Source organism: Pseudomonas sp. S2_C11, from assembly GCF_054668395.1.
Window position 1 is genome coordinate 1,907,483 of record NZ_CP162765.1, and the last position, 22,329, is coordinate 1,929,811.

Annotated in this window: 24 protein-coding genes; 13 read left to right on the plus strand and 11 right to left on the minus strand. The window is 59.9% G+C overall.

All coding sequences use genetic code 11. From position 1 onward, the window contains the following. The first annotated feature begins 30 nt into the window (after positions 1 to 30). Together AB4N48_RS08835 and AB4N48_RS08840 are read left to right on the plus strand one after the other, a co-directional pair. On the plus strand, positions 31 to 594 hold the full coding sequence (locus AB4N48_RS08835) for a helix-turn-helix domain-containing protein (protein ID WP_460095170.1): 564 nt from the start codon (positions 31 to 33) through the stop codon (positions 592 to 594). Continuing rightward, positions 595 to 1,998: an FAD/NAD(P)-binding protein gene (locus tag AB4N48_RS08840; RefSeq protein ID WP_460095171.1), complete on the plus strand. Its 1,404-nt coding sequence runs from the start codon at positions 595 to 597 to the stop codon at positions 1,996 to 1,998. 202 nt (positions 1,999 to 2,200) lie between these two features. Here AB4N48_RS08840 and ppnN read toward each other — a convergent pair whose 3' ends face one another. Continuing rightward, positions 2,201 to 3,574 (minus strand): nucleotide 5'-monophosphate nucleosidase PpnN, encoded by a 1,374-nt coding sequence (ppnN, locus tag AB4N48_RS08845; RefSeq protein ID WP_056789275.1) that lies wholly within the window; start codon positions 3,572 to 3,574, stop codon positions 2,201 to 2,203. A 222-nt stretch (positions 3,575 to 3,796) separates the two neighbouring features. Here ppnN and AB4N48_RS08850 point away from each other — a divergent pair, with 222 nt between their 5' ends. Next, positions 3,797 to 4,324, plus strand: a complete 528-nt coding sequence (locus tag AB4N48_RS08850; RefSeq protein WP_095180232.1) for a DUF3087 domain-containing protein — start codon at positions 3,797 to 3,799, stop codon at positions 4,322 to 4,324. Here the strand turns inward: AB4N48_RS08850 and AB4N48_RS08855 are convergent. Then, the gene (locus AB4N48_RS08855) at positions 4,321 to 4,707 is read right to left on the minus strand and encodes a DUF2784 domain-containing protein (RefSeq protein ID WP_041480792.1); all 387 of its coding nucleotides are present in this window, start codon (positions 4,705 to 4,707) and stop codon (positions 4,321 to 4,323) included. The genes AB4N48_RS08850 and AB4N48_RS08855 overlap by 4 nt on opposite strands. 129 nt (positions 4,708 to 4,836) lie before the next feature. On the opposite strand from AB4N48_RS08855, the gene AB4N48_RS08860 reads away from it, so the two are divergent. Further along, positions 4,837 to 4,980 (plus strand): hypothetical protein, encoded by a 144-nt coding sequence (locus AB4N48_RS08860; protein ID WP_164488351.1) that lies wholly within the window; start codon positions 4,837 to 4,839, stop codon positions 4,978 to 4,980. A 44-nt stretch (positions 4,981 to 5,024) separates the two neighbouring features. Here the strand turns inward: AB4N48_RS08860 and AB4N48_RS08865 are convergent, their stop codons facing one another. Then, a complete protein-coding gene (locus tag AB4N48_RS08865) occupies positions 5,025 to 5,297 on the minus strand; it encodes a hypothetical protein (protein ID WP_041480791.1) in 273 nt (90 codons plus the stop codon). A 263-nt stretch (positions 5,298 to 5,560) separates the two neighbouring features. After that, the gene (locus tag AB4N48_RS08870) at positions 5,561 to 6,241 is read right to left on the minus strand and encodes an SOS response-associated peptidase (RefSeq protein WP_252876474.1); all 681 of its coding nucleotides are present in this window, start codon (positions 6,239 to 6,241) and stop codon (positions 5,561 to 5,563) included. Positions 6,242 to 6,439: 198 nt separating this feature from the next. On the opposite strand from AB4N48_RS08870, the gene AB4N48_RS08875 reads away from it, so the two are divergent. Both AB4N48_RS08875 and AB4N48_RS08880 read left to right on the plus strand, forming a co-directional pair. Further along, complete coding sequence (locus AB4N48_RS08875) at positions 6,440 to 7,339, plus strand: polysaccharide deacetylase family protein (RefSeq protein WP_252876473.1); 900 nt, start codon at positions 6,440 to 6,442, stop codon at positions 7,337 to 7,339. A 105-nt stretch (positions 7,340 to 7,444) separates the two neighbouring features. Then, the gene (locus tag AB4N48_RS08880) at positions 7,445 to 7,687 is read left to right on the plus strand and encodes a DUF1652 domain-containing protein (protein ID WP_016775073.1); all 243 of its coding nucleotides are present in this window, start codon (positions 7,445 to 7,447) and stop codon (positions 7,685 to 7,687) included. A 3-nt stretch (positions 7,688 to 7,690) separates the two neighbouring features. Here the strand turns inward: AB4N48_RS08880 and AB4N48_RS08885 are convergent, their stop codons facing one another. Continuing rightward, positions 7,691 to 8,053 (minus strand): NUDIX hydrolase, encoded by a 363-nt coding sequence (locus AB4N48_RS08885; RefSeq protein WP_252876472.1) that lies wholly within the window; start codon positions 8,051 to 8,053, stop codon positions 7,691 to 7,693. 218 nt (positions 8,054 to 8,271) lie between these two features. On the opposite strand from AB4N48_RS08885, the gene AB4N48_RS08890 reads away from it, so the two are divergent. After that, positions 8,272 to 8,469 carry a DUF2188 domain-containing protein gene (locus AB4N48_RS08890; protein ID WP_252876471.1) on the plus strand — a complete coding sequence of 66 codons (198 nt, stop codon included), beginning with the start codon at positions 8,272 to 8,274 and terminating at the stop codon, positions 8,467 to 8,469. Between the two features lie 64 nt (positions 8,470 to 8,533). Here AB4N48_RS08890 and AB4N48_RS08895 read toward each other — a convergent pair whose 3' ends face one another. Further along, positions 8,534 to 8,773 (minus strand): hypothetical protein, encoded by a 240-nt coding sequence (locus AB4N48_RS08895; protein WP_041480783.1) that lies wholly within the window; start codon positions 8,771 to 8,773, stop codon positions 8,534 to 8,536. A 184-nt stretch (positions 8,774 to 8,957) separates the two neighbouring features. On the opposite strand from AB4N48_RS08895, the gene AB4N48_RS08900 reads away from it, so the two are divergent. Continuing rightward, a complete protein-coding gene (locus AB4N48_RS08900; RefSeq protein ID WP_041480781.1) occupies positions 8,958 to 9,293 on the plus strand; it encodes a hypothetical protein in 336 nt (111 codons plus the stop codon). Between the two features lie 189 nt (positions 9,294 to 9,482). Then, on the plus strand, positions 9,483 to 10,127 hold the full coding sequence (locus AB4N48_RS08905; RefSeq protein WP_150741030.1) for a DUF6338 family protein: 645 nt from the start codon (positions 9,483 to 9,485) through the stop codon (positions 10,125 to 10,127). 104 nt (positions 10,128 to 10,231) lie between these two features. Here the strand turns inward: AB4N48_RS08905 and AB4N48_RS08910 are convergent, their stop codons facing one another. Beyond that, positions 10,232 to 11,131 (minus strand): LysR family transcriptional regulator, encoded by a 900-nt coding sequence (locus AB4N48_RS08910; RefSeq protein ID WP_252884376.1) that lies wholly within the window; start codon positions 11,129 to 11,131, stop codon positions 10,232 to 10,234. 119 nt (positions 11,132 to 11,250) lie between these two features. Here AB4N48_RS08910 and AB4N48_RS08915 point away from each other — a divergent pair, with 119 nt between their 5' ends. After that, the gene (locus tag AB4N48_RS08915) at positions 11,251 to 12,618 is read left to right on the plus strand and encodes an MFS transporter (protein WP_041480776.1); all 1,368 of its coding nucleotides are present in this window, start codon (positions 11,251 to 11,253) and stop codon (positions 12,616 to 12,618) included. A gap of 30 nt (positions 12,619 to 12,648) precedes the next feature. Continuing rightward, on the plus strand, positions 12,649 to 13,923 hold the full coding sequence (locus tag AB4N48_RS08920; protein WP_056789296.1) for a glucarate dehydratase family protein: 1,275 nt from the start codon (positions 12,649 to 12,651) through the stop codon (positions 13,921 to 13,923). 102 nt (positions 13,924 to 14,025) lie between these two features. On the opposite strand, the gene AB4N48_RS08925 is transcribed toward AB4N48_RS08920, so the two are convergent. Next, positions 14,026 to 14,910 carry a LysR substrate-binding domain-containing protein gene (locus AB4N48_RS08925; protein ID WP_056789299.1) on the minus strand — a complete coding sequence of 295 codons (885 nt, stop codon included), beginning with the start codon at positions 14,908 to 14,910 and terminating at the stop codon, positions 14,026 to 14,028. 157 nt (positions 14,911 to 15,067) lie between these two features. Between AB4N48_RS08925 and ydiJ the strand changes: the two genes are divergently transcribed. Continuing rightward, complete coding sequence (gene ydiJ / locus AB4N48_RS08930) at positions 15,068 to 18,094, plus strand: D-2-hydroxyglutarate dehydrogenase YdiJ (RefSeq protein ID WP_460095173.1); 3,027 nt, start codon at positions 15,068 to 15,070, stop codon at positions 18,092 to 18,094. Here ydiJ and AB4N48_RS08935 read toward each other — a convergent pair. Together AB4N48_RS08935 and AB4N48_RS08940 are read right to left on the minus strand one after the other, a co-directional pair. Further along, entirely contained in the window at positions 18,027 to 18,713 is a 687-nt protein-coding gene (locus tag AB4N48_RS08935) for a paraquat-inducible protein A (RefSeq protein ID WP_460095175.1), read from the minus strand. The two genes, ydiJ and AB4N48_RS08935, sit on opposite strands and share 68 nt — an antisense overlap. Next, the gene (locus tag AB4N48_RS08940) at positions 18,710 to 19,306 is read right to left on the minus strand and encodes a paraquat-inducible protein A (protein WP_024013226.1); all 597 of its coding nucleotides are present in this window, start codon (positions 19,304 to 19,306) and stop codon (positions 18,710 to 18,712) included. Before AB4N48_RS08940 ends, AB4N48_RS08935 begins: the two co-directional genes overlap by 4 nt. A 170-nt stretch (positions 19,307 to 19,476) precedes the next feature. On the opposite strand from AB4N48_RS08940, the gene AB4N48_RS08945 reads away from it, so the two are divergent. Continuing rightward, positions 19,477 to 20,646, plus strand: coding sequence for a DUF1624 domain-containing protein (locus tag AB4N48_RS08945; protein WP_406226739.1), 1,170 nt, complete (start codon positions 19,477 to 19,479; stop codon positions 20,644 to 20,646). A 251-nt stretch (positions 20,647 to 20,897) separates the two neighbouring features. Here the strand turns inward: AB4N48_RS08945 and AB4N48_RS08950 are convergent, their stop codons facing one another. Next, positions 20,898 to 22,289 carry an aldehyde dehydrogenase family protein gene (locus AB4N48_RS08950; protein WP_460095177.1) on the minus strand — a complete coding sequence of 464 codons (1,392 nt, stop codon included), beginning with the start codon at positions 22,287 to 22,289 and terminating at the stop codon, positions 20,898 to 20,900. Positions 22,290 to 22,329 lie beyond the last annotated feature (40 nt).

The following is a 22,329-nucleotide window of genomic DNA, read 5'->3' on the forward strand; positions in this document are numbered from 1 at the left end:
ACTGCCCAACTCCACCGAGTGAGCAATATAGTGCACAAAGATTCGACTCAGCGAGCCTCCGTCCTGCAACACGTCAGCCAGAACGTTCGACGCCTGCGGCATGCGGCGGATATGAGCCAGACCGCGTTGGCGGAAAAGTCCGGGGTCAGCCGACGGATGCTGGTGGCGATCGAGGCAGGCGAAAAGAATGTCAGCCTGACCACGCTTGATCGCGTCGCCGAAGCGCTCGACGTTGCGTTCAGTGATCTGATCCAGGCGCACGATGCGCGCGACCCGAGCCGGATCAATGAGGTTGCCTGGGCGGGCACGATTCCCGGCAGCAGAGCCGTGCTACTGTCCAAAGCCACCGCGAGCCGCGAAGTCGAGCAATGGGAGTGGTGCCTGCAACCGGGCGAGGTTTATCCGTCGCAACCGGACGCCGATGGCTGGAGCGAGCAGATCTACGTATTTGAGGGTTGCCTGACGCTGATGCTCGGCGATCAGCCGCAGTACATCAACAAAGGAGAGTTTTTCATGTTCGCCAGCAATCAACCGCATGCCTACCGCAACGATGGCGATGTGACTGCGCGGTTCGTGCGTAATGTGGTGATCTGAATGGAGCAGCCTGCGGAAACTCTGATCATCGGCGGCGGCCTCAGCGGCACGATGCTGGCGGTGCAGTTGCTGCGCCTGCCGGGGCAACGAAAGATTCTCATCATCGAGCCTCGCGCTGAACTGGGCCGGGGCGAGGCTTACAGCGCAGTCGAGTTGGGGCATACGCTGAACGGCAACGCGGCGCGGATGAGCGTCGATCCGGATAATCCTGATGATCTGACGCAGTGGCTGACCGCGCATATTGCCGGCGGCGGCTGGCCGGAATCTGCCGAGCAGGACGTGCCGGTCAGTGAGCTGTTTCCGCCGCGCGGCCTGTTCGGGGTCTATGTGCAGCAGCGTCTGGCTGAGGCCCGGGCGGTGGGCGCGCTGCAAGGTTCGACCGTTGAACATATTTGTGCTGAAGCCGTCGACCTGCAAAGCGATTCCGGCTCAATGCAGCTCACCTTGAGCGATGGCCGGATTTTGCGTGGATCGCAGGCGGTGCTGGCCACCGGCATGTTTCCCGCCGCTCGCACGCCGCAGACGCAATCCAGTGGCCTTAACGCCGCAGCGCTTGATCCCTGGGATGTGGCGGCCATGCGCGAACTCGACCCGCAGTCCACCGTGGTGATCATCGGCTCCGGTCTGACCATGGTCGATGCCGTGGTGTCGCTGGAGCAGGCCGGGCACCGTGGGCCGATCGAGGTATTCTCCCGGCATGGCCTGCTGCCGCACGTGCGCCGTCAACCGCCGGCCTGGGTGGATTTTCTGGCAGCAGATCACAGCATCCGCACGCCACGCCAGTTGGTGCGCGAATTGCGCCGACATTGTCGCGACGCAATCGCCCAAGGCATCGACTGGCAGGCGCCGCTGGATACGGTTCGCGCGCATATCGCGCGGTTGTGGAGTCAGGCGACTGACGTGCAGCGTCGACAATTCGTACGGCAAGTACGGCCATGGTGGGAGAGTCACCACCATCGTTCGCCGCCACTGAGTGCCGAGTTGATCGAACGGCTGCACAAGGAAGGACGCTTGCGCATTCACGCCGCGTCATTCAAGGGCATTGAGCCCGGCGCTGGCGATGCTGTGACCATTCGCATCCGTCCTCGGGGTGAGGCTGAAACATCTACTGTAAGTGGTGCGGCGCTGATCAACTCCAGCGGTATTGAATACGACTGGCGGCGAGTCGCACGACCGTTGCCGCAGCAGTTGCTGGCGCGGGGGCTGGTGCGGCCGGGGCCGTTGGCGCTGGGGATCTCGGCAAAGGATGGCGCAGTGGTGGATGCCGAAGGGCGGGTGAGTAGTCAGCTGTTTGCCATGGGCCCGCCGTTGCGCGGGATGTGGTGGGAGAGTACGGCAGTGACGGACGTCGCTGCACAGGCCAAAGCGTTGGCTCGGCGGTTGGTGGATAGGCTGAGAGACTGATGTGTTTTTCTTGGGCCTCTTCGCGAGCAGGCTCGCTCCCACAATGGGATTCAGGTTGTGACTACAATTTGCGGCACACCATAAATCCTGTGGGAGCGAGCTTGCTCGCGAAAGCGTCATCTGATTCAACGTCTCTGTTGAATGAAAGACCGCTATCGCTGGCAAGCCAGCTCCCACATTGGGCTTTTGTGACGGCTTGAGATTATGCGACGACCCGGTAGCAAGGCACATACGCCGCGCCACCCGGAAGTTTCATCCGGTGCTGGGCGACGAAGGCTTTGAGCAGTGCATCAAGCGGCTGCATGATCGCCGCATCGCCACGGATCTGATACGGCCCGTGCTCTTCGATCAGACGAATGCCCTTGTCCTTGACGTTACCGGCGACGATCCCGGAAAACGCCCGACGCAGATTGGCCGCCAGTTCATGCGGTGGCTGGTCGCGGTGCAGTTTCAGGTTGGCCATGTTTTCGTGGGTCGGATCGAACGGACGCTGGAAGCCCTCATCGATCTTCAACAGCCAGTTGAAATGAAACGCATCGTTACGCTCGCGGCGGAACTGCTTCACCGCTTTCAGGCCTTGAGTCATCTGCCGCGCTACTTCGGCCGGATCATCGATGATGATCTCGTAATGCTGTTTGGCTTCTTCGCCGAGGGTCGCGATGACAAACGCATCCAGCTGTTCCAGATACGGCGCGGCATGCTTCGGCCCGGTGAGGATCACCGGGAACGGCAGACCTTCATTGTCCGGGTGCATCAGGATGCCGAGCAGGTACAGGAACTCTTCGGCCGTACCGGCGCCGCCCGGGAAAATGATGATGCCGTGGCCAACACGGACGAAGGCTTCCAGACGTTTTTCGATGTCCGGCAGGATCACCAGCTCATTGACGATCGGGTTCGGCGCTTCGGCGGCGATGATGCCTGGCTCGGTCAGGCCGAGGTAGCGACCGCCGTGAATGCGTTGTTTGGCATGGGCAATGGTCGCGCCCTTCATCGGGCCTTTCATCACGCCAGGGCCGCAACCAGTGCAGATGTCGAGGCTGCGCAGGCCCAGTTCGTGGCCGACTTTCTTGGTGTATTTGTATTCTTCGGTATTGATCGAGTGGCCGCCCCAGCACACCACGATCTTCGGCTCGACGCCCGGGCGCAGGGTGCGCGCGTTGCGCAGCAGGTGGAACACGTAGTCGCTGATGCCTTGGGAATTGCTCAGGTCGATGCGCTGGCTGTCGAGTTCGTTCTCGGTGTAGACGATGTCGCGCAGGGCGCTGAAGAGCATTTCGCGGGTGCTGGCGATCATCTCGCCGTCGACGAACGCGTCGGCCGGAGCGTTCAGCAGCTCCAGGCGTACGCCACGATCCTGCTGGTGAATACGGATTTCGAAGTCTTTGTAGGCTTCGAGGATGGTCTTGGCATTGTCGACATGCGCACCGGTGTTGAGGATGGCCAGGGCGCACTGGCGGAAGAGGGTATAAGTGCTGCCGGATCCGGCTTCGCTCAGTTGCTGGACTTCACGTTGAGAAAGGGTTTCCAGACTGCCTTTCGGGCTGACCGAGGCATTGATTACGTGTCGTTGGGTCATGCAGTGATCCTTAAAACGATGTCATCCACAACGCAGCGGATGGCATCCGAATAGTGTGTATCCATGAATGAAGATGGCACGATCTGCGCTATACCGCCATGTCCCGTTGGACTTTGAAAAGATGAAAAGGAGCCCCAGCATAGCTAAAACCCGGTGCGATGCGATAATGCGCCGGCGAGTTTTTTCCGTTGCGCGTTTTGTCACTCAAGGAAGTCATTTTCGATGTTCGAGATTCAGCCGATGGACCCCGCTACCTTTCGTCAGCAGACCCGCCGCAGCACGATCATCATCGCCGTGCTGTTTCTGCTGCTGGCCATGCTGTTTTCGTCTGTCGCGGTGGCGGTATTTGGCGAGCCCGATGGGGATAATCTGCGATTCAACGTGGGCGGGGTATTTGTGGCGTTTCTGCTGACGGCGGCGCTGTTGCGCGGACGTTTCTGGCATCAGACCTGGATGGCCCCGGCGGTGTACAGCTGGCGCCTCAAGCGCAATCTGATGAGCATCACCAATGTGATGCATCAGGTAACAGCGGCGGCGCAGAACAACGATCCGACGGCGATGAAGGTGTTGCGTTTCTACCACTTGGGACTGCTGCAGATGCATGAGCTGGACGGCAACTCCAGCGATCATGGACAACTGCGTGACGAAGTCGCACAGCACAAGGCGCGGATGCAGGCGCTGGGCCTTGATCCTGACCAGCCACGCTTCGATCCGCAGTGGCTGGAAACGTTGAAACCGGCCTCGCGTTAAAACGGAATGCGCCGGGCGCGGCGCAGTTTCCACGAACGCAGCAGTCGTGCGTACACCAACAGGTTGACCGCCAGCACCACGCTGCCAAGTGCCAGTTGAATCTGCGGCGTCAGACCGGCCGGGTAGATGATCGGCCAGATGTAATGCTCAATGAAACCGCCGGCGTATTCGGTCTGCCCGGCCGCGTGGCGCATGAGGTTTTCCCAGTAGGTCAACGGACAAGTCAGGTGCAACACCTCGACCGCTACGCCCCAGGCAGCCGCCGGCAGGTGCAGCCACATCAACCGTGGCCAGCGCAGCACCAGCAGCCCGCCGAACAGTACGAACAAGATGAAACACAAGTGAAACAGCACCAGCCCGTCGGCGGCGATTCGGTACAGCATGGCGTCTTCCTGACGTAAGGGGAGATGGCGCTATGGTACGCCGCGCGGGACACAATGCGTTGGTGAATCTGGGCGCGCAAAAGTGTTCTACCCTTTAACGATCATCAACTGTTCTGAGGTGAGGTGCACATGGCAACTGAGCAAACGCGCGCGGAAGATGATGAGCCAACGGAAGAAGAAATCGAGCAGCAGAAGAGGCAGGAAAAAACCTGGAAGCATGATGACAGCCGCGAGCTGTCGGACCGCGATCAGGAGCGTCCTCTGAAACCTTGAACAGCGCATACGAAGAGCCCCGCATCAGCGGGGCTCTTCGCGTTTCAGAAGTCTTCCAGCTGCGTGAAATCCGGGTAGGTCGCTCGATACCCCAACGTTCGATCGATCCACGCATTGAGCTCATTGACCATCACCGGCGGATGGCCGGGATATCCCTCGAGGGTGCTGCGCAGGGTGCGTTCGATATCGGGCACGCTGTGCAGGTTTCGGGTCTTGATGTAATGGCCGATAAAACAGTCGAGTTCCAGGCGTTCTGTCTTGGACAGATGGACACACTTCAGGCCGCTGACCTGTTTGATTGCAAAATCGTCGCTCACTTATTTCTCTGCAAGGCTTGAAAGTTGTTGATGGATTCCTGATTTCTTTGACTCTTTGGTCAACTGGTATACCAATCGGAAAGGCGGCGCGCATGCTATCCGCAGCGCGGGGAAATGTATGTATGACTGTCGAAATGTCTGACAGGCGGTTGATTCGCTCAAACGGCTGTTTTATGGGGGTTGTATCGCGGTTGAAACACTTATTGTAACGCGCGGGATTCAGTGACGGGCTCGCTTGATTAACGCAGCAGTGAAGTAATTATTTAGTCGACTCGTTCTATCAATTGCTCACCTTGATTACGCGTATTACCGACCGCTTTGCCGACTTTGTACCATTCGAAGGCATCACTGGGCTCGCCTTCAAACAGCAGCATCTGCTCGGCGCGCTCCAGTGGCGTAGCCGGATCAAGCCATTCCCGAGCCCGCGTCGAATCGAAGACCACCGGGCGGCGATCGTGAATATCGAGGAGGCCGCCCAGGCTGTCAGCGGTGATGATGACGAACCCGTCGTCCTCCCTCGGCGCAACCCCCGGTGCCGGAAACTGGCCGATACCAGCACAGAAAACCGGAGCCTGATCCGCCCGACGAATCAACCAGGGCTGGCGGGATTTTTCCCCGGTATCAACCCACTCAAACCAGTTGTCGACCGGCACAATCAGCCGCTGCCGCCAGATCGCCCGGAAGAACGCGCCGTGGGCGACTTTTTCCACCCGTGCGTTGATGGGCGCGGCACGATCCTTGGCCCAATGCGGCCGCCAGCCCCAGCGCAGATTGTCGGCATGAATGGCCTGTTCGTGCTGGTGCAGAACCGCCAGCGCAGTGGTGGGCGCTGCGTTGTAGCGATTGAGCGGCGCATCGCCAACGTGATTGATCAACGCATCGGGGATGCTGAGCACCGCGACGAAATCGTGAATCCCACGGTACTGCGTGAGTCTTCCGCACATGGCTGAAATCTCCTTGAGGAAATTTGAGTCTAGTCGGACATGCCGATGTGCCTGGCCGATGACGCACTGAAACCAGCACCGGAACCAAACCCTGTGTACCTTATCCAACCTGCGCTCGCGGATAGCCGCGCAGGGATGGACAAAGGCGAGGGAGGTTTGCCATTCGACAACACCACGGCCGCGGCCTCGGGGCAAGACATGACATCCGGATGCAAACTTCTTTGTGTTGCGCTCATCGCGCTCGGTCTGGCCGGTTGCATCGCCGCGCCGATTGAAATGACCACGCAAACCGAAACGCGCCTGAAGGCTCAGGCCCCCGTACGTTTTCTGCTGACGTTTGACGATGGCCCCAGCGCTTCAGGATGGTGGAATCCCACGGCGACGGTGCTCGACAGCCTCAAAAGCAATCCGCTGCAGCCAAACATCAAAGCCGTGTTTTTCGCGCAGACCCGAGCACCCAGGGCAGGCGACAGCGAGATCGGTCGCAGCCTGATGCGTCGTGAGCACGCCGAGGGACATATCCTCGCCTTTCACACAGCGACTCACTGGCACACCAACCACCGCTCGCTTGATCCACAAGAACTGGAGCAGTCGCTGACCGATGGCAGTGCTGACATTGCCGCTATCACCGGGGCGCCGCCCAGGCTGTTGCGCCCACCGTTCTGGAATTACGACAAACGCACATTTGCGGCCTATCAAAAACACGGCTTGCACGTCTTGCTCACGGACCTGAGTGCCAACGACGGCAAGATCTGGGGCTTCAACGCCAGCCCTCGGCGTCGGGCGAACATGCTGCGGCAGTTATCGGAAGTGCGCGAGCGCATCGCGGTGGGTCAATTGCCGACCGTGGATGGCGTGATTCCGGTCGTGGTGACGTTCCATGATCTCAATCGCTACACCGCGCGCCACACTCGCGAATATCTGCAGATTCTGCTCGATAGCGCGGCGGCGACCGGGGTCAGACTGGCGGACAAGCCGTTCTACGACAATCAGGCCGCAATGGAAAAAGCCGCGTTGGCGCGTACGGTTCAGCAAAGCGCTGAGCCGGTGAATCTGCCCGGTATGTGGAACTGGATCTGGGATCATGATGCGCATTGAATGACGTGAGTGAGTTGTGATCGGCTTGGCATTCCCGAGCGGGCAATTAACAGACCGTGGGTCTATGATCGATGGATCGATTCTCCGCCTGCGAGGCGCCCGCCCATGCTTGCCATTGCCGATATTTGCCGGATCGTCGAGTCAGGCTTCCCCACGTTCAAGTGTGATTGCACACCGACCGGACAAGGTCTGTTGCGGATCAAGGTGTATGAGCCGGGCAGTGGGCGTGTCGAGTTGTTGCTCGACGGCGTTTCTCCCGAACATCTGGTGACGATTCGCGATATTTCCAATTTCATCGGTGAGTTGCGCACGGAAATCAGCGCCGGTCGCCGGGCGTTCGCCGGCTGATCGTTATAAACGCCGTTGAAAGGCCTGCACGATGCGCCGTGTCGCGTCGTTGGTTTCAAGATTGTGCAGGGCATCGAGCGGATACCAGATGCAATCGACGATTTCATTCTGCGGGCGCACGTCGTCGAGGTTGACCACCGAAGCCTCATACACATGATGTCGCGTACTTCCCGCCTGAAAGTCCATCAGGTACAGGACGTCCTCAGCATTGAGCCCGGTTTCCTCCTGCAACTCGCGCACAGCTGCCGCCGCACGGGTTTCCCCGGGTTCGACCTTGCCGCCGGGCAATGACCAGTGATGGCGGGATTTGCGGACCAGGAGGATATGCCGATCCTGTTCGCAAATGACGGTGGCGCGTACTTTCATGATTGCCCTGTTGATGTGTGTCATAAATCTGTAATCAAACTGCAATATTCGAGCCGCAGGCGGTTTTAAAGGTTCCTTCTTGATTCGGAGCCATTTGCATAGCAAAAAGTGCCAGTGAATTGACATGTGCCAGGGTGAATCCGGTTCACACCGCAGCGGGGAGCGGGTGTAAGGTAAGCCCGTACACCGAACACACCGTTGGCAAAAGTGAGGTGCTCATGAGCATTCCAATGCTGAACAAGCTGCACATGAACGGTTATGACGTGCTAAGCGTGGGTAACGGCCCATGGCGGGTATGCACTCAGGGCGACCGGTTGGCGTCATTCACCAGCAGAGAGGAGGCGATGGCCTATGCGGCGGCGCTTCCTGGTTACAAGCAACGCTCCAAGCGGGTGCAAAGCCAGAATGTCAATTGATGCGTTATAACGAAAGAGCCCCGGTTTCGACCGGGGCTTCTTATTTGTGGCTTTGGAACGCTTGTCAGTGCACCTTGATTCGGCTGATGGTCCGGGCTTTCACCTCCTTGGCATAGATCTGCAATCTCTCTTCGTCGCTTTGCAGGATTTCGCAGGAGCGCAGCACGGTCTGGGCGTCTGCTTCGTTACCTGATTTGCGCAATTGTTCGGCAATGCGTTTGAGGTCGACCGCCGACCATCTCAGGTCTGACGCCACGCTTTGCAAATCCCGTTGAAGTTCGTGTTCGTATTCATTGAGCCGCATGATCACCTCCTGAACGTTCTCGGAAGAAAAGAGTAGTCGCATTTCCCCGGATGCGGCCAAGTCATCTGACGCCCGGCTGAACCGATGTGAAAAATTGTCCAAACGCCGGTAACGGCGGGTTGCCACGATGGATGTGCAAGCGGTTAAACGGTACATTCAGCTTTTTTCCGCACAGGTAAACAACATGCGCGTATGGATCGGCAGTCTGGCACTTGCTCTGTTGACGGGGTGCTCGTTACCGGCGTCGCTGGTGCCGGGCGAGCCAAACCTCAGCAAGACCAGTGACAAGCCACCCAAGGAATATGCTGCGTGTTTGTTACCGTTGTGGCAGAAAGACGTGGCCAAGACTTCGCAGACGTCGATTTCCAACGGCTACCGGATTACCGCGCCGAGCATTATCACGGCGGATGAGATTCTCGATATCGTCAAATACAAGGACGGCAGCAAAGTGTCCCTCTATCAGGGGCCGCCGTGGGCCAAGTCCGGGTCGCTTCGCCAATCGGTGCGTGATTGCCTGTAACCGGGCGCCCGGATCTCAAAAAAGGCAGACACTGAAGTTCGGTGTCTGCCTTTTTTCATCGGATGGAGACTCCAGCCAAACGCTCGCAATGAGCTGTGACAGTTGCCCCCGAGGCGCAGCAGGATCCTTGACTAGGCTTTGAATGTCGGCCCGTGACGGGTTCGGCATGACTAAAAGGAGCCTCGGATCATGGATGATCTGGTCAAGGACATCATTCCGCTGTTGCAGTACCTCATCCCCGGGTTTCTATCGACCTGGATCTTCTATTCACTTACGGCATTCAAGCGACCGGATACGTTCGGCCAGATCGTGCAGGCGCTGATATTTACTTTTGTGATTCAGGGCGCGGTGTTGGCGGTGGGCAACCTCTGTTTGTGGATTGGCTCGAAGGGTTTTTCATTAGGAAACTGGGATGATCGGGCGCAAACGCTCTGGGCATTTATGTTTTCGCTGATGCTGGGATTGTTTGCCTGTTACCTGGCTACGAGTGACAAATTGCACGGCTGGTTACGTGAGCGAAACGTCACGAAACAATCTTCTTTCCCCAGTGAATGGTTCTGCGCCTTTGCCCAACATGAGCGCTTTATAACCCTGCATTTAAGCGACGAAAGGCGCGTATTTGGCTGGCCGGTCGAGTGGCCACGGGAATCATCAAATGGTCAGTTCGTCATGAAATATCCGCGTTGGCTCACGGATGATGGCCAACCTGCATCTATTGGCGCGGAGTTTTTGTTGATAGATTCCGCGAAAGTCAAATGGGTCGAGTTCAGCCCAGTATCAGAGGGATCAACATGCCAACTGCCAGAGCACCACAACCCATGCCAAAGCATTTAGAGCGACTCTTTGTCGGGCCGGACGGAAAAATGCTCGACGTGCCCTTGATCAAGGGACCCAGTGCGCCGCCGCCTCTGAAACCACGGTCTAGACGATAAACTTCTTCAGCCCCAACCCTGCACCACCGCCCGGCGAATCGCCTCCAGCAACATCGCGAACGCCGGGTTGTCATTGTTCTCCCGCCAGATCAGATGCAGTTCGCTTTGCACCCCTTCGCCCAGATCGATCTCGCGAAACACCACATTCCTGAACACCACGCTGGTAGCGCAACGCGGTACCAGCGCCAGACCCATGCCAGCGTTGACCAGCGCCAGAATCGTCAGCGACGAGCCCAGCCACTGCACGTAATCCGGCGCCACCCGCGCTGAGCGTAGCGTGCCGGTCAACAGTTCGTTGAACGGCGGATAGGCTTCATGGGAGTACATCAGGAACGGTTGTTTATCCAGATCGGCGACAGACACTTCAGTCGCGTTTGCCAACTTGTGCCCGCTGGGCACTGCCAGCACAAATGGTTCGCGCACCAGGCATTCGGTGGAATAGCCCGGTTCCTGCAATGGCGCCCGTGCGATGCCCAGGTCGATACGGCGAGCTCGCAACGCCTCGTGCTGTTGATAGGTGTTCATTTCTGCCAGATCGATTTTCACCTGGGGCTGTTTAAGTCGCGCTTCGGCGATCACCTTGGGCAGAAACTCATACACCGCGCTGCCGACAAACGCGATGTTTACCGAACCAATATCGCCCTCGGCAAACCGGCGTGCGGTGATCGCTGCTTGCTGGGCGCGCTCCAGCAGATTCTGCGCTTCAACGAAAAATGCCCGGCCTGCCGCCGTCAGCGCAACGCTGCGTGTGCTGCGGGTGAACAGCTCGACGCCAAGGTGATGCTCCAGCAACTGGATCTGCCGACTCAGCGGCGGCTGCGTCATGTTCAGACGCTCGGCGGCGCGGCGGAAGTTGAGTTCGGTGGCGACCGTGGTAAAGCAGCGCAGTTGGGTGAGTTCGAACATTGATCTAATCCAGGTATCAATCGAATGCCTGTTTAGATTAGACGGGATCAATGCACGGCGTCCATGATCGGCTCATTGCTTCAAGTCATCCCTAAAAAAACAAGATCGGGAGTCGCCCCTTGAAAACCCTCCAGAGTCCGCCGGACATCACGGTGCTCGCCCGCGCCGCCGCCAAGGTCAAACGCCATGTGCTGCCGCTGTTCGTGGTGATGTTCATCGTCAACTACATCGACCGGGTCAATATCGGTTTCGTGCGCAGTCATCTGGAGACCGATCTGGGCATTGGCGCAGCGGCTTATGGACTTGGCGCCGGATTGTTTTTCATCGGTTACGCACTGTTCGAAGTGCCGTCGAACATGCTGTTGCAGCGCTACGGCGCGCGGGTCTGGCTGACGCGGATCATGTTCACCTGGGGCGCTGCGGCCATGGCCATGGCCTTTGTTCAGGGCGAAACCAGTTTCTACGTACTGCGCTTTATTCTTGGCGCGGCTGAGGCCGGGTTCTTCCCGGGAATCATTTACTACTTCACCCAATGGCTGCCAGCGTCCGAGCGCGGCAAAACCATGGCGGTGTTCCTTAGCGGCTCGGCGATTGCCTCGGTCATTTCCGGCCCGGTGTCCGGTGCGCTGTTGCATATCAGCGGATTGGGCATGCACGGCTGGCAGTGGATGTTTCTGATCGAAGGCGCTGCGTCGGTGGTGCTGTGTGCTTTCGTCTGGTTCTGGCTGCAATCGCACCCGCGCCAAGCCAAGTGGCTGAGCGAGGAGGAGCGTGAAGCGCTGGTCGCGGCGATTGCCGAGGAGCAGCGCGCTCGCGAAGCGGTACAAGTCGCCAAGCCGTCGATGTTCAAACTGTTGGCCGACCGGCAGATCGCGCTGTTCTGCTTCATCTACTTTTCCATTGCCCTGACCATCTACGGCGCAACCTTCTGGCTACCGAGCATGATCAAGAAGATGGGCAACCTCGGTGATTTCCAGGTCGGGCTGCTCAACTCCATTCCGTGGATCATTTCGATTGTCGCCATGTACGGCTTCGCGGCGCTGGCCGGCAAGTGGAAATTCCAGCAGGCCTGGGTCGCGCTGACCCTGGTAATCGCCGCCATCGGTATGTTCATGTCGACCACCGGCGGGCCGGTGTTTGCCTTTGTCGCGATCTGCTTCGCCGCCATCGGTTTCAAAGCGGCGTCGGCGCTGTTCTGGCCGATTCCGCAGAGCTATCTGGATGCGCGCATTGCTGCGGCGGTGATCGCGCTGATCAACTCCATCGGCAACCTTGGCGGCTTCGTCGCGCCGACCGCGTTCGGCATCCTTGAACAAACCACCGGCTCCATCGAGGGCGGCCTGTATGGCCTGGCGGCGACATCGCTGATCGCTGCCGTGGTGATCTTCTTCGCCCGCACGGCGCCTGGCGCCAAAGATAAAACCCCGGCAAAGCCAAGTGACGAAGCCGCCGTTGTGGCGCCGGCTCGTCCGGCTGCGAGCCACTGAATCGATTGTTGATCTGTCAGGAGCGTTATCTTGAAAATCACCCGTGTCAGCGTCACCCCGATTGCCTTTCGCGATCCGCCACTGCTAAACGCCAGCGGCATCCACGAACCCTTTGCCCTGCGCTCGATCATCGAGATTGAAAGTGATAACGGCTACATCGGCCTCGGCGAAAGCTATGGCGATGCCCCGGCGCTGGCGATCCAGCAACAATTGCAGAGCCAGTTGATCGGCCTCGATCCGTTCAACCTCAATCAATTGCGCGCGATCGTGCAGGCCACCGTGGCGGCGAATAAACCCGCCGGCGTCGCTGGTGCCGAACTGGCCCCCGGTTCCCACGCCAGCAAAGCGGTGAGCAATGCCTACTCGGCATTCGAAGTGGCGTTTCTCGATTTGCAGGCGCACTACCTGAACGTGCCGCTGGTGGACCTGCTCGGCGGAGCGATCCGCGATGAAGTGCCGTTCAGCGCCTACCTGTTTTTCAAATACGCCGAACATATCGAGTCCCCCTACAAGCCGGACAACTGGGGCGAGGCGCTGAGCGAGCAACAGATCGTCGCGCAGGCAGCGCGGATGATCGAGGCGTACGGTTTCAAGAGCATCAAGCTCAAGGCCGGCACCTTGCCGCCGGAGCATGAGGTGGCATGCATCAAGGCACTGAAGAAAGCCTTTCCGGGATTTCCGCTTCGCATCGATCCGAACGGCAACTGGTCGCTGGAGACGGCGATTCGCATGGCCGAACTGCTCGGCGATGATCTGCAGTATTACGAAGACCCGACCCCGGGCCTTGATGGCATGGCCGAACTGCACAAGCGCACCGGTCTGCCCTTGGCGACCAATATGGTCGTCACCGATTTCGACGAGTTCCGCCGCAGCGTTGCGCAGAACAGCGTGCAAATCGTCCTCGCCGACCACCATTATTGGGGTGGCCTGCGGGATACGCAGACGCTGGCGAAAATGTGCGATGTGTTTGGCCTCGGCGTGTCGATGCATTCCAACTCGCACCTGGGCATCAGCCTGATGGCCATGGCGCACGTCGCGGCGGCGGTGCCGAATCTGGATTACGCCTGCGACACCCACTACCCGTGGCAGGAGCCGGACGAGGAAGTGATCAAGGGCGGCAAGCTGCCGATTGTCGATGGCTGTGTGAAGATCAGCCGTGCGCCGGGGTTGGGGCTGGAACTGGACCATGAGCAACTGGCCAAGCTGCATGACCAGTACCTGACGTGCGGGATTCGCCAGAGGGATGATGTGCGGCAGATGCAGCGGTACAAGGCGGATTGGCGGGCGGTCAAGCCGAGGTTTTAAGTTCGTTGCGACTGGCTTCTTCGCGAGCAGGCTCGCTCCCACACTTGACATACGTTTCCCTGTGGGAGCGAGCCTGCTCGCGAATGGCCGCGACTCGATCCTTCAGAGGGTATCAATCAGCCAATCCCTGAACGCCTTCAACGAAGGCAAATTCTCATTACGCGGCGGGTACACCAGGTAATAGCTGCGTCGGCTGGTAATCGGCTCGCCCAGTTGCAGCAATTCGCCCTTGAGCAATTCGTCTTCGACCAGAATTCGCGGCACCAGGCCAACACCGATATTGGCGCGTACCGCCTGGATCAAGTGCGAGGTCATTTCAAAGCTCGGTCCGATCCGCATGCTGCGATGCGCAAGTTGGTGATGGCTGAACCATTCCGCCCACGCCTGGGCATTGCTGCTGACGTTGAGCAATAACTGCCCGGCAATGTGCTGCTCAGCTTCGTCGCGTTCAGGTGCCGACAACTGCGCGCTGGCAATGGCCACCAGTTCTTCGGTGTGCAGGGGCAGGGCGGTCAGGCCTGGCCATTCTCCGCCGCCGACGCAGATGGCGGCGTCGATTTCGCTGGTATCGAAGTCGATGGTTTCGATCCGCGAGTGCAGGTGCACGGTCATGCCCGGGTGCGCCGTGTAGAAATCCTTCAACCGTGGCAGCAGCCATTTCGAGCCGAAGGTCGGCAGCGTCGCCAGGCGCAGGCTGTGGATGCCCGAACCAAACGCCATTGCCTGCAAGGTTGCGCTGCGAATCTGCCCGAGGGCTTCGCTGAGTTCGCGCTGATACATGCGCCCGACATCCGTCAGCACCACCTGCCGGCCTTCGCGGCTGAACAAGCGCATGCCGAGCATCTTCTCGAGAATCTGTACCTGGCGGCTGACCGCGCTCTGCGTCAGTGACAGTTCATGGGCGGCGCGGGTGTAGCTCTCGTGTCGAGCGGCGGCCTCGAAAGCCAGCAGCAGCGACATGGACGGTGTGAGGGTGCGCGGATTCATTCGTAAAACTCATCGATAGCGGGTCGAAATTACGCTTGTTCCATGGCTGGCCAGCAATGAACATGGGCGCAATCAGATGGCGGAGCCTGACGCAATCATTCGTTGCGCACAACTGTCCACCGCCACACAGCCCGATTTGACCGAGATAACCCGACCAATGATTGCCCAGCTGTCGCCCGCCAAAGCCTTGACCGGCGATTACCAACAATTCCTCGCCGCCCTGAAAGACAGCGGCTTTCGCGGTGAAATCAGCGCTGATTACGCCAGCCGCGTGGTACTCGCGACCGACAACTCGATCTATCAACGCCTGCCGCAAGCGGCGGTGTTTCCGCTGGATGCGGACGATGTGGCGCGGGTGGCACGGCTGATTGCCGAACCGGCGTACGAGAAAGTGGTGATCACCCCCCGTGGCGGTGGCACCGGCACCAACGGCCAATCGCTGACGGACGGCATCGTCGTCGACCTGTCGCGGCACATGAATCGCATTCTGGAAATCAACGTTGAACAGCGCTGGGTGCGGGTGCAGGCCGGGGTGGTCAAGGATCAGCTCAACGCCGCGCTGAAATCCGCCGGGCTGTTTTTTGCTCCGGAACTGTCGACCTCGAACCGCGCCACGGTCGGCGGCATGATCAACACCGACGCCAGCGGCCAGGGCAGTTGCACCTACGGCAAGACCCGCGACCATGTGCTGGAACTGGAGATGATCCTGCGCGGCGGCGAGCGTTTGCGCGGTCTGCCGCTGACCGAGGATGAGCTTGCAGCGCAGTGCGCCCGTGACGACCGGGTCGGCGAAGTCTATCGTTGTGCGCGGCAGATCATTGATGAACAGGGCGAGCTGATCAAGGCACGCTTTCCGGATCTCAACCGCTGCTTGACCGGTTATGACCTGGCGCACCTGCGTGAGGCCGATCAGCGCTTCAACCTCAACAGCGTGCTGTGTGGCGCGGAGGGCTCGCTGGGCTTCGTCGTCGAAGCGCGGCTCAACGTGCTGCCGATTCCCAAGCACACGATGCTGGTGAATATCCGCTACGCCGGGTTCATGGATGCCTTGCGCGATGCACGGGCGTTGATGGCGCTCAAGCCGTTGTCGATCGAAACCGTCGATTCCAAGGTTTTGCTGCTGGCGATGCAGGACATCGTCTGGCACGGCGTTGCCGAATATTTTCCTGAAAATGCTGAGCGGCCGACTCTGGGCATCAACCTGGTCGAGTTCTGCGGTGACGATCCCGAAGACCTGCAGCGCCGCGTCGAAGCGTTCCTCGAACATCTGCAAAACGACCGCACGGTGGAGCGCCTGGGGCATACGCTGGCGATCGGTCAGGCAGCGGTGAACAAGGTTTACGGCATGCGCAAACGGGCGGTGGGCCTGCTCGGCAATGTCGCCGGCGAAGCCCGCCCGCAGCCGTTCGTTGAAGACACCGCAGTGCCGCCGCAGCATTTGGCCGAATACATCGCCGAGCTGCGCGACCTGCTCGACAGCCACGGTTTGCAGTACGGCATGTTCGGCCATGTCGACGCCGGCGTACTGCACGTGCGGCCGATCCTCGACATGAAAGACCCGCAGCAAGCGGCGCTGGTACGCCCGGTGTCCGATGGCGTCGCCGCTTTGACCCAGCGCTACGGCGGGCTGCTCTGGGGCGAGCATGGCAAGGGCCTGCGTTCGGAGTACGCGCCGGCATTCTTCGGCGAGTTGTACCCGGCGCTGCAAGCCTTGAAAGCCGCGTTCGACCCGTTCAACCAGTTCAACCCCGGCAAAATCGCCACGCCGGCCAACAGCGGATCGGCACTGCTGAAGATCGACGAAGTGACTCTGCGCGGCGAGCTGGATCGGCAGATCGACGAAAAAGTCTGGCAAAGCTACGGCGCCGCCATGCACTGCAATGGCAACGGCGCGTGCTACAACTTCGATCCCGATGACGCGATGTGCCCGTCGTGGAAAGCCACCCGCGAACGCGCGCAGTCGCCCAAGGGCCGCGCTTCGCTGATTCGCGAATGGCTACGGTTGCAGGGCGAGGCGGGCGTCGACGTGCTCTCGGATGCGATCCGCAAACCGGCGTTTTTCCCCACGCTGTGGCAGCGCTGGCGCAACAGCCGCGATCCGTCGGCGGACTTCTCCCATGAAGTGTATGACGCCATGGCCGGTTGCCTGGCCTGCAAATCCTGCGCGGGGCAGTGCCCGGTCAAGGTCAACGTGCCGGAATTCCGCTCGCGTTTTCTCGAGCTGTATCACAGTCGTTATCTGCGGCCGGCACGGGATTACCTGATTGCTTCGCTGGAATACACCATTCCCTATATGGCGCGGATTCCGGCGCTGTACAACGGTGTGATGGGCGCCGGCTGGGTGCGTGGCGCACTGGCGCGGATCGGTGGCATGGTCGATGTGCCGTTGCTCAGCCGTTTCGATTTCCACGCAGCGATGCGCCGTTGGCAGGTGCAGCCAGCAACGGTTGCAACGCTGTCGGCGCTGAGCCCAGAGCAACGCGAACGCAGCGTGGTTATCGTGCAGGACGCCTTCACCCGCTACTTCGAAGCGCCGCTGCTGGCTGATCTGGTCGAGCTGATCTCGCGTCTGGGTTATCAGGTCTATCTCGCGCCGTTCAGCGCCAATGGCAAACCGCTGCACGTGCAGGGCTTTCTCTCGGCGTTCAATCGCGCGGCGTTGCGTAACGCTGAGCAGTTGCAGGCGCTGGCGCAGACCGGCGTGCCGTTGTTGGGGCTGGATCCGGCGATGACCCTGGTCTATCGCCAGGAATACCTGAAAGTACCGGGCCTGAATGAATGTCCTGAAGTGGCGCTGGTGCAGGAGTGGTTACTAAAGGTCATGCCGGAGCAGGCGCCTGAGGCTCAGCCCAAAGCGTTCCGTCTGCTCGCCCATTGCACGGAGAAAACCAACGCGCCCGCCGCAACCCGCCAGTGGGAACAGGTCTTCGAACGTGCCGGACTGAAGCTGGCCAACCAAGCCACCGGTTGCTGCGGCATGTCCGGTACTTACGGCCACGAAGCACGTAATCGGCAGACCTCGGCAGTCATTTATGAGCAATCGTGGGCGCGTCAGGTGCAGGCTTCGGCGGAGCAGGGCGAGGCGTTGGCGACCGGCTATTCCTGCCGCAGCCAGGTCAAGCGCCAGTCGGATCAGGCGCTGCGCCATCCGTTGCAGGTGCTGCTGGAGACGCTACGTCGCTGACCGTGTCGCTGGTGTCCTTGTCCCAGATCAGGCGCGGGTCGAAACTCATCGCCGCGAGCATGGTGAACACCACGACCAGGCCGAAGAAGAGGATGCCCGGTCGTGGCTCGATATCGCCCAGCGCCTGGAATTTCACCAGCGCAGCAACCAGCGCGACCACCAGCACATCGAGCATCGACCAGTAACCGATCAGCTCGACGAAGCGATACAGCTTGGAACGCTCCTTGCGCGCCCAGTCGCTGTTGCGCTGCACGGTGACGAGCAGCAAGGTCAGGGCGACGAATTTGATTCCCGGCACCGCGATGCTGGCGATGAAAATGATCAGGGCAATGTCCCACGCCCCGGCTTCCCAGAACTCCAGCACGCCACTCATGATCGTGCTGTCGGCACCGTTGCCAAGCATCACCGTATTCATCACCGGCAGCAGATTGGCGGGAACATAAAACGCCAGCGCGGCGAGCATGTACGCCCAAGTGCGCGCCAGCGAATTGGTCTTGCGCCGGTGCAACGGCGCGTCACAGCGCGGGCACTCGTGTGGCTCGTCGGTCATATCGCAGGCCAGGCCACAGCTGTGGCACAGGCACAGGTTGAGTTCGCTGGCGGTCGGTGGACGCTTCATAAAATGTCCCACAGTTCGCGAATGTCCCGGCCGGCAATGCGGATCATCATCAGGCTCAGCACCGCCAGGGCGAACAGGCCGATCCCGGGCAGTACATCGAGCAGGCCGGCAAGTTTGAACACGGCGACCATCGCCCCCAGCAGACACACTTCGAGCATGCTCCACGGGCGCAGGGTTTCCAGCCAGCGCATGCACAGATTGAACCCCGGTGCCCGGCGCAGGCCGAGGGCAAAACTCAACACCCAGATCAACAACACCAACTGAAATGCCGGGGCGATGATGATCGCAATCGCTGCGACCATCGCAATAAAGGTGATCGGCCCCTGGCTCAGCGCGAGCACCGAATCCCACAGGGTTGCGCTGTTTTTCATGCCTTTGAGGCTGATGCTCATCACCGGGTAGAAATTGGCAAACAGCCACAGCATCGCCGCCGTGAACGTCAGTGCCAGACGCTGCTCGATGGTCAGGCCGTTGAAGCGCTGCAGCACGCCACCGCAGCGCACGCACAGGGTTTTCTGGTGTTTGGCGAGCACGACTTTCTCGTACACACAATCACAGTGCTCGCAGATGATCAGGTGTTCGGTGTTGACCATGGACAACGCTCAAGGGCAGGGCGGATCTGTTCACTATAGAAGGCTGGCGCTGATGGGCAACTTCGATGCTGGATGTTTGGGTTTTGTTATTCTGATGTTATAAGGTAACGCGAAATTTGCGGGCGGCGTTGCGGCCGTCCGGTGTTATCCCTCTCGATTGCGAAAGATCCATGACCCCTGTGCTTCCCCGTTCTGCCCCATTGACGACTGGCCGGCTGCTGTCTATTGATGCGCTCCGAGGCCTGGTGATCCTGTTTATGCTGCTCGATCACGTGCGCGAAACCTTTCTCTTGCACCGACAGGTCTCCGATCCGATGGACATCGCCAGCACCGAGCCGGCGCTGTTTTTCAGCCGCACATTGGCGCATTTGTGTGCGCCGGTGTTTGTCTTGCTGACCGGTTTGTCGGCATGGCTCTACGGCGAAAAATACGCTGGCAAAGCCGATGTCAGCGCGTTTCTGTTCAAGCGCGGATTGTTCCTCGTGGCGCTGGAATTCACTTTGGTCAACTTCGCCTGGACGTTCCAGTTGCCGCCCAGCGTGATCTACCTGCAAGTGATCTGGGCGATCGGCCTGAGCATGATCGCGCTGGCGCTGCTGGTCTGGTTGCCACGTGCGGTGCTGCTGACGCTGAGCCTGGCGATCATCGCCGGGCACAACTTGCTTGATACGCTGCATTTCCCGGTCGAGTCGGCGCTGCATGTGCCTTGGGCGATTCTGCATGATCGAGGCTGGATCGAGATCAGCGACACCCTGCGCCTGCGCACCTCGTACCCGCTGCTGCCGTGGATTGGTGTAATCGGCCTGGGCTATGCACTGGGACCGTGGTTTGCCCGGGGCATGGATGCGGCGGTGCGTCAGCGTCGTTTGCTGATTGCCGGGGTCGGTGGATTGCTGGGCTTCGTGGTGCTGCGCTTGATTAACGGCTACGGCGAAAAACCGTGGGCGATCAGCGATTCGCTGGTGCAGACGCAGATGAGCTTTTTCAATATCACCAAATACCCGCCATCGCTGCTGTTTCTCGCGCTGACTGTGAGCGTGGGGCTGTTGCTGTTGCTCGCCTTTGAGCGCGTGCAGAGTCGCCGCTGGATTCGCTGGCTGACCGTGTTCGGCTCGGCGCCGATGTTTTTCTATCTGCTGCATCTGTATGTGTTGAAGCTGCTGTACCTGATTGGTGTGGCGCTGTTCGGCCTGAATCAGGGCAGCTATTTCGGCTTTTCGACGGTGACGGCGGTGTGGCTGGCGGCGGTGGTTCTTGCCGTGGTGCTGTTCCCGGCAGTGCGCTGGTTCTCGGCATTGAAAGCGCGGCGGCGGGACATCAGCTGGCTGAAATATCTGTAAATTGCGTGGACTTGTGGGAGTGAGCTTGCTCACGAAAGCGGTGAATCAGCCGGTATAAATGCTGGCTGATGCACCGCCATCGCTGGCAAGCCAGCTCCCACAGGGTTCTATGGTGTTTGCTGTATCAGTTTCCACCGCAGTATTTGTGGGAGCTGGCTTGCCAGCGATGGCGCCGGTGGATTCGGCATCTTCATCGCTTGATACACCGCTTTCGCGAGCAGGCTCGCCCCACAGGTTTTACAGCACCAGGCTTATTTACGATCCAGCCACACGGTCTGCGCGTTGCAGAATTCCCGTACGCCAAAGTGCGACAGCTCACGACCGAAGCCGCTTTTTTTCACGCCGCCGAAGGTCACACGTGGATCGCTGGCGGAGTAGCCGTTGATGAACACGCCGCCGGTTTCCAGTTCACTGGTCAGTTGCTCAGCCAGCGCCACGTTCGCGGTGTAGATAGTCGCGGTCAGGCCGAAATCGCTGTCGTTGGCCAAGGCCACGGCGTGTGCGCAATCGCGGGCGGTGATGATCGAAGCGACCGGGCCGAACAGCTCTTGCTTGAACGAAGTCATGCGCTCGGTGACATCGGCCAGTACCGTCGGCTCGTAGTAGTTGCCCGAACCCTCAACCTTGCCGCCCCCCAGCAACAGCGTCGCGCCTTCCTCCAACGTGTCGCGCACTTGCTGATCCAGCTCATCGCGCAGATCGAACCGCGCCATCGGCCCGATGTAAGTGTCGGCGTTCAGCGGATCGCCCACTTTCAACTGGCGTGTAGCTTCGACGAACTTACGGGTAAATTCTTCGACCACACCTTGTTCGATGATCAAGCGTTTCGCAGCAGCGCAGACCTGGCCGGAATTCTGATAACGACCGACCACCGCCGCCTGCACCGCCTCATCCAGATCGGCGTCATTAAGCACGATGAACGGATCGGAGCCGCCGAGTTCCAGCACGCATTTCTTCAATGCCGCACCGGCCTGAGCGCCGATGGCCATACCGGCGCGGACGCTGCCGGTCAGCGTCACAGCGGCGATGCGCGAATCGGCGATGGCGCTGGAAACGCCTTCCGGGGTGACGTTGATCACCTCAAACACGCCATCCGGGAAACCGGCACGAACAAACGCATCGCGCAACAGATAAGCGCTGCCCATCACGTTTGGCGCGTGCTTCAGTACGTAGGTGTTGCCAGCGATCAGCGTCGGCACCGCGCCGCGCAGCACTTGCCAGATCGGGAAATTCCACGGCATTACCGCCAGAATCGGCCCCAGCGGGCGGTACTCGATGCGCGCCTTGCCGCCTTCCACCTGAGTCGCCTCGGCGTCGAGCATGGCTGGGCCGTGTTCGGCGTACCACTCGCAGAGCTTGGCGCATTTCTCGATTTCGCCACGGGCCTGGGCGATCGGCTTGCCCATTTCCTGGGTGATCATGGTTGCCATCGCTTCTGAGGTTTCACGCAGCGCGCCGGCGAGGGCGGTCAAAAGGCGCGAACGATCCTGCAGCGGCTTGCGCTTCCACTTGCCAAAAGCGAAGGCAGCGCGAGTCAGCGCCGAATCAAGGGCGGCGGCGGATTCAAACGCGTAGTGACCGATCCGCTCACCGGTGGCGGGGTTGATCGAGATGGCGTGGGTCTGGCTGGAAATCTGGCTCATGACGTTGTCCTGTAGGTTCGTCGGATGGGCCTAGAGTAGG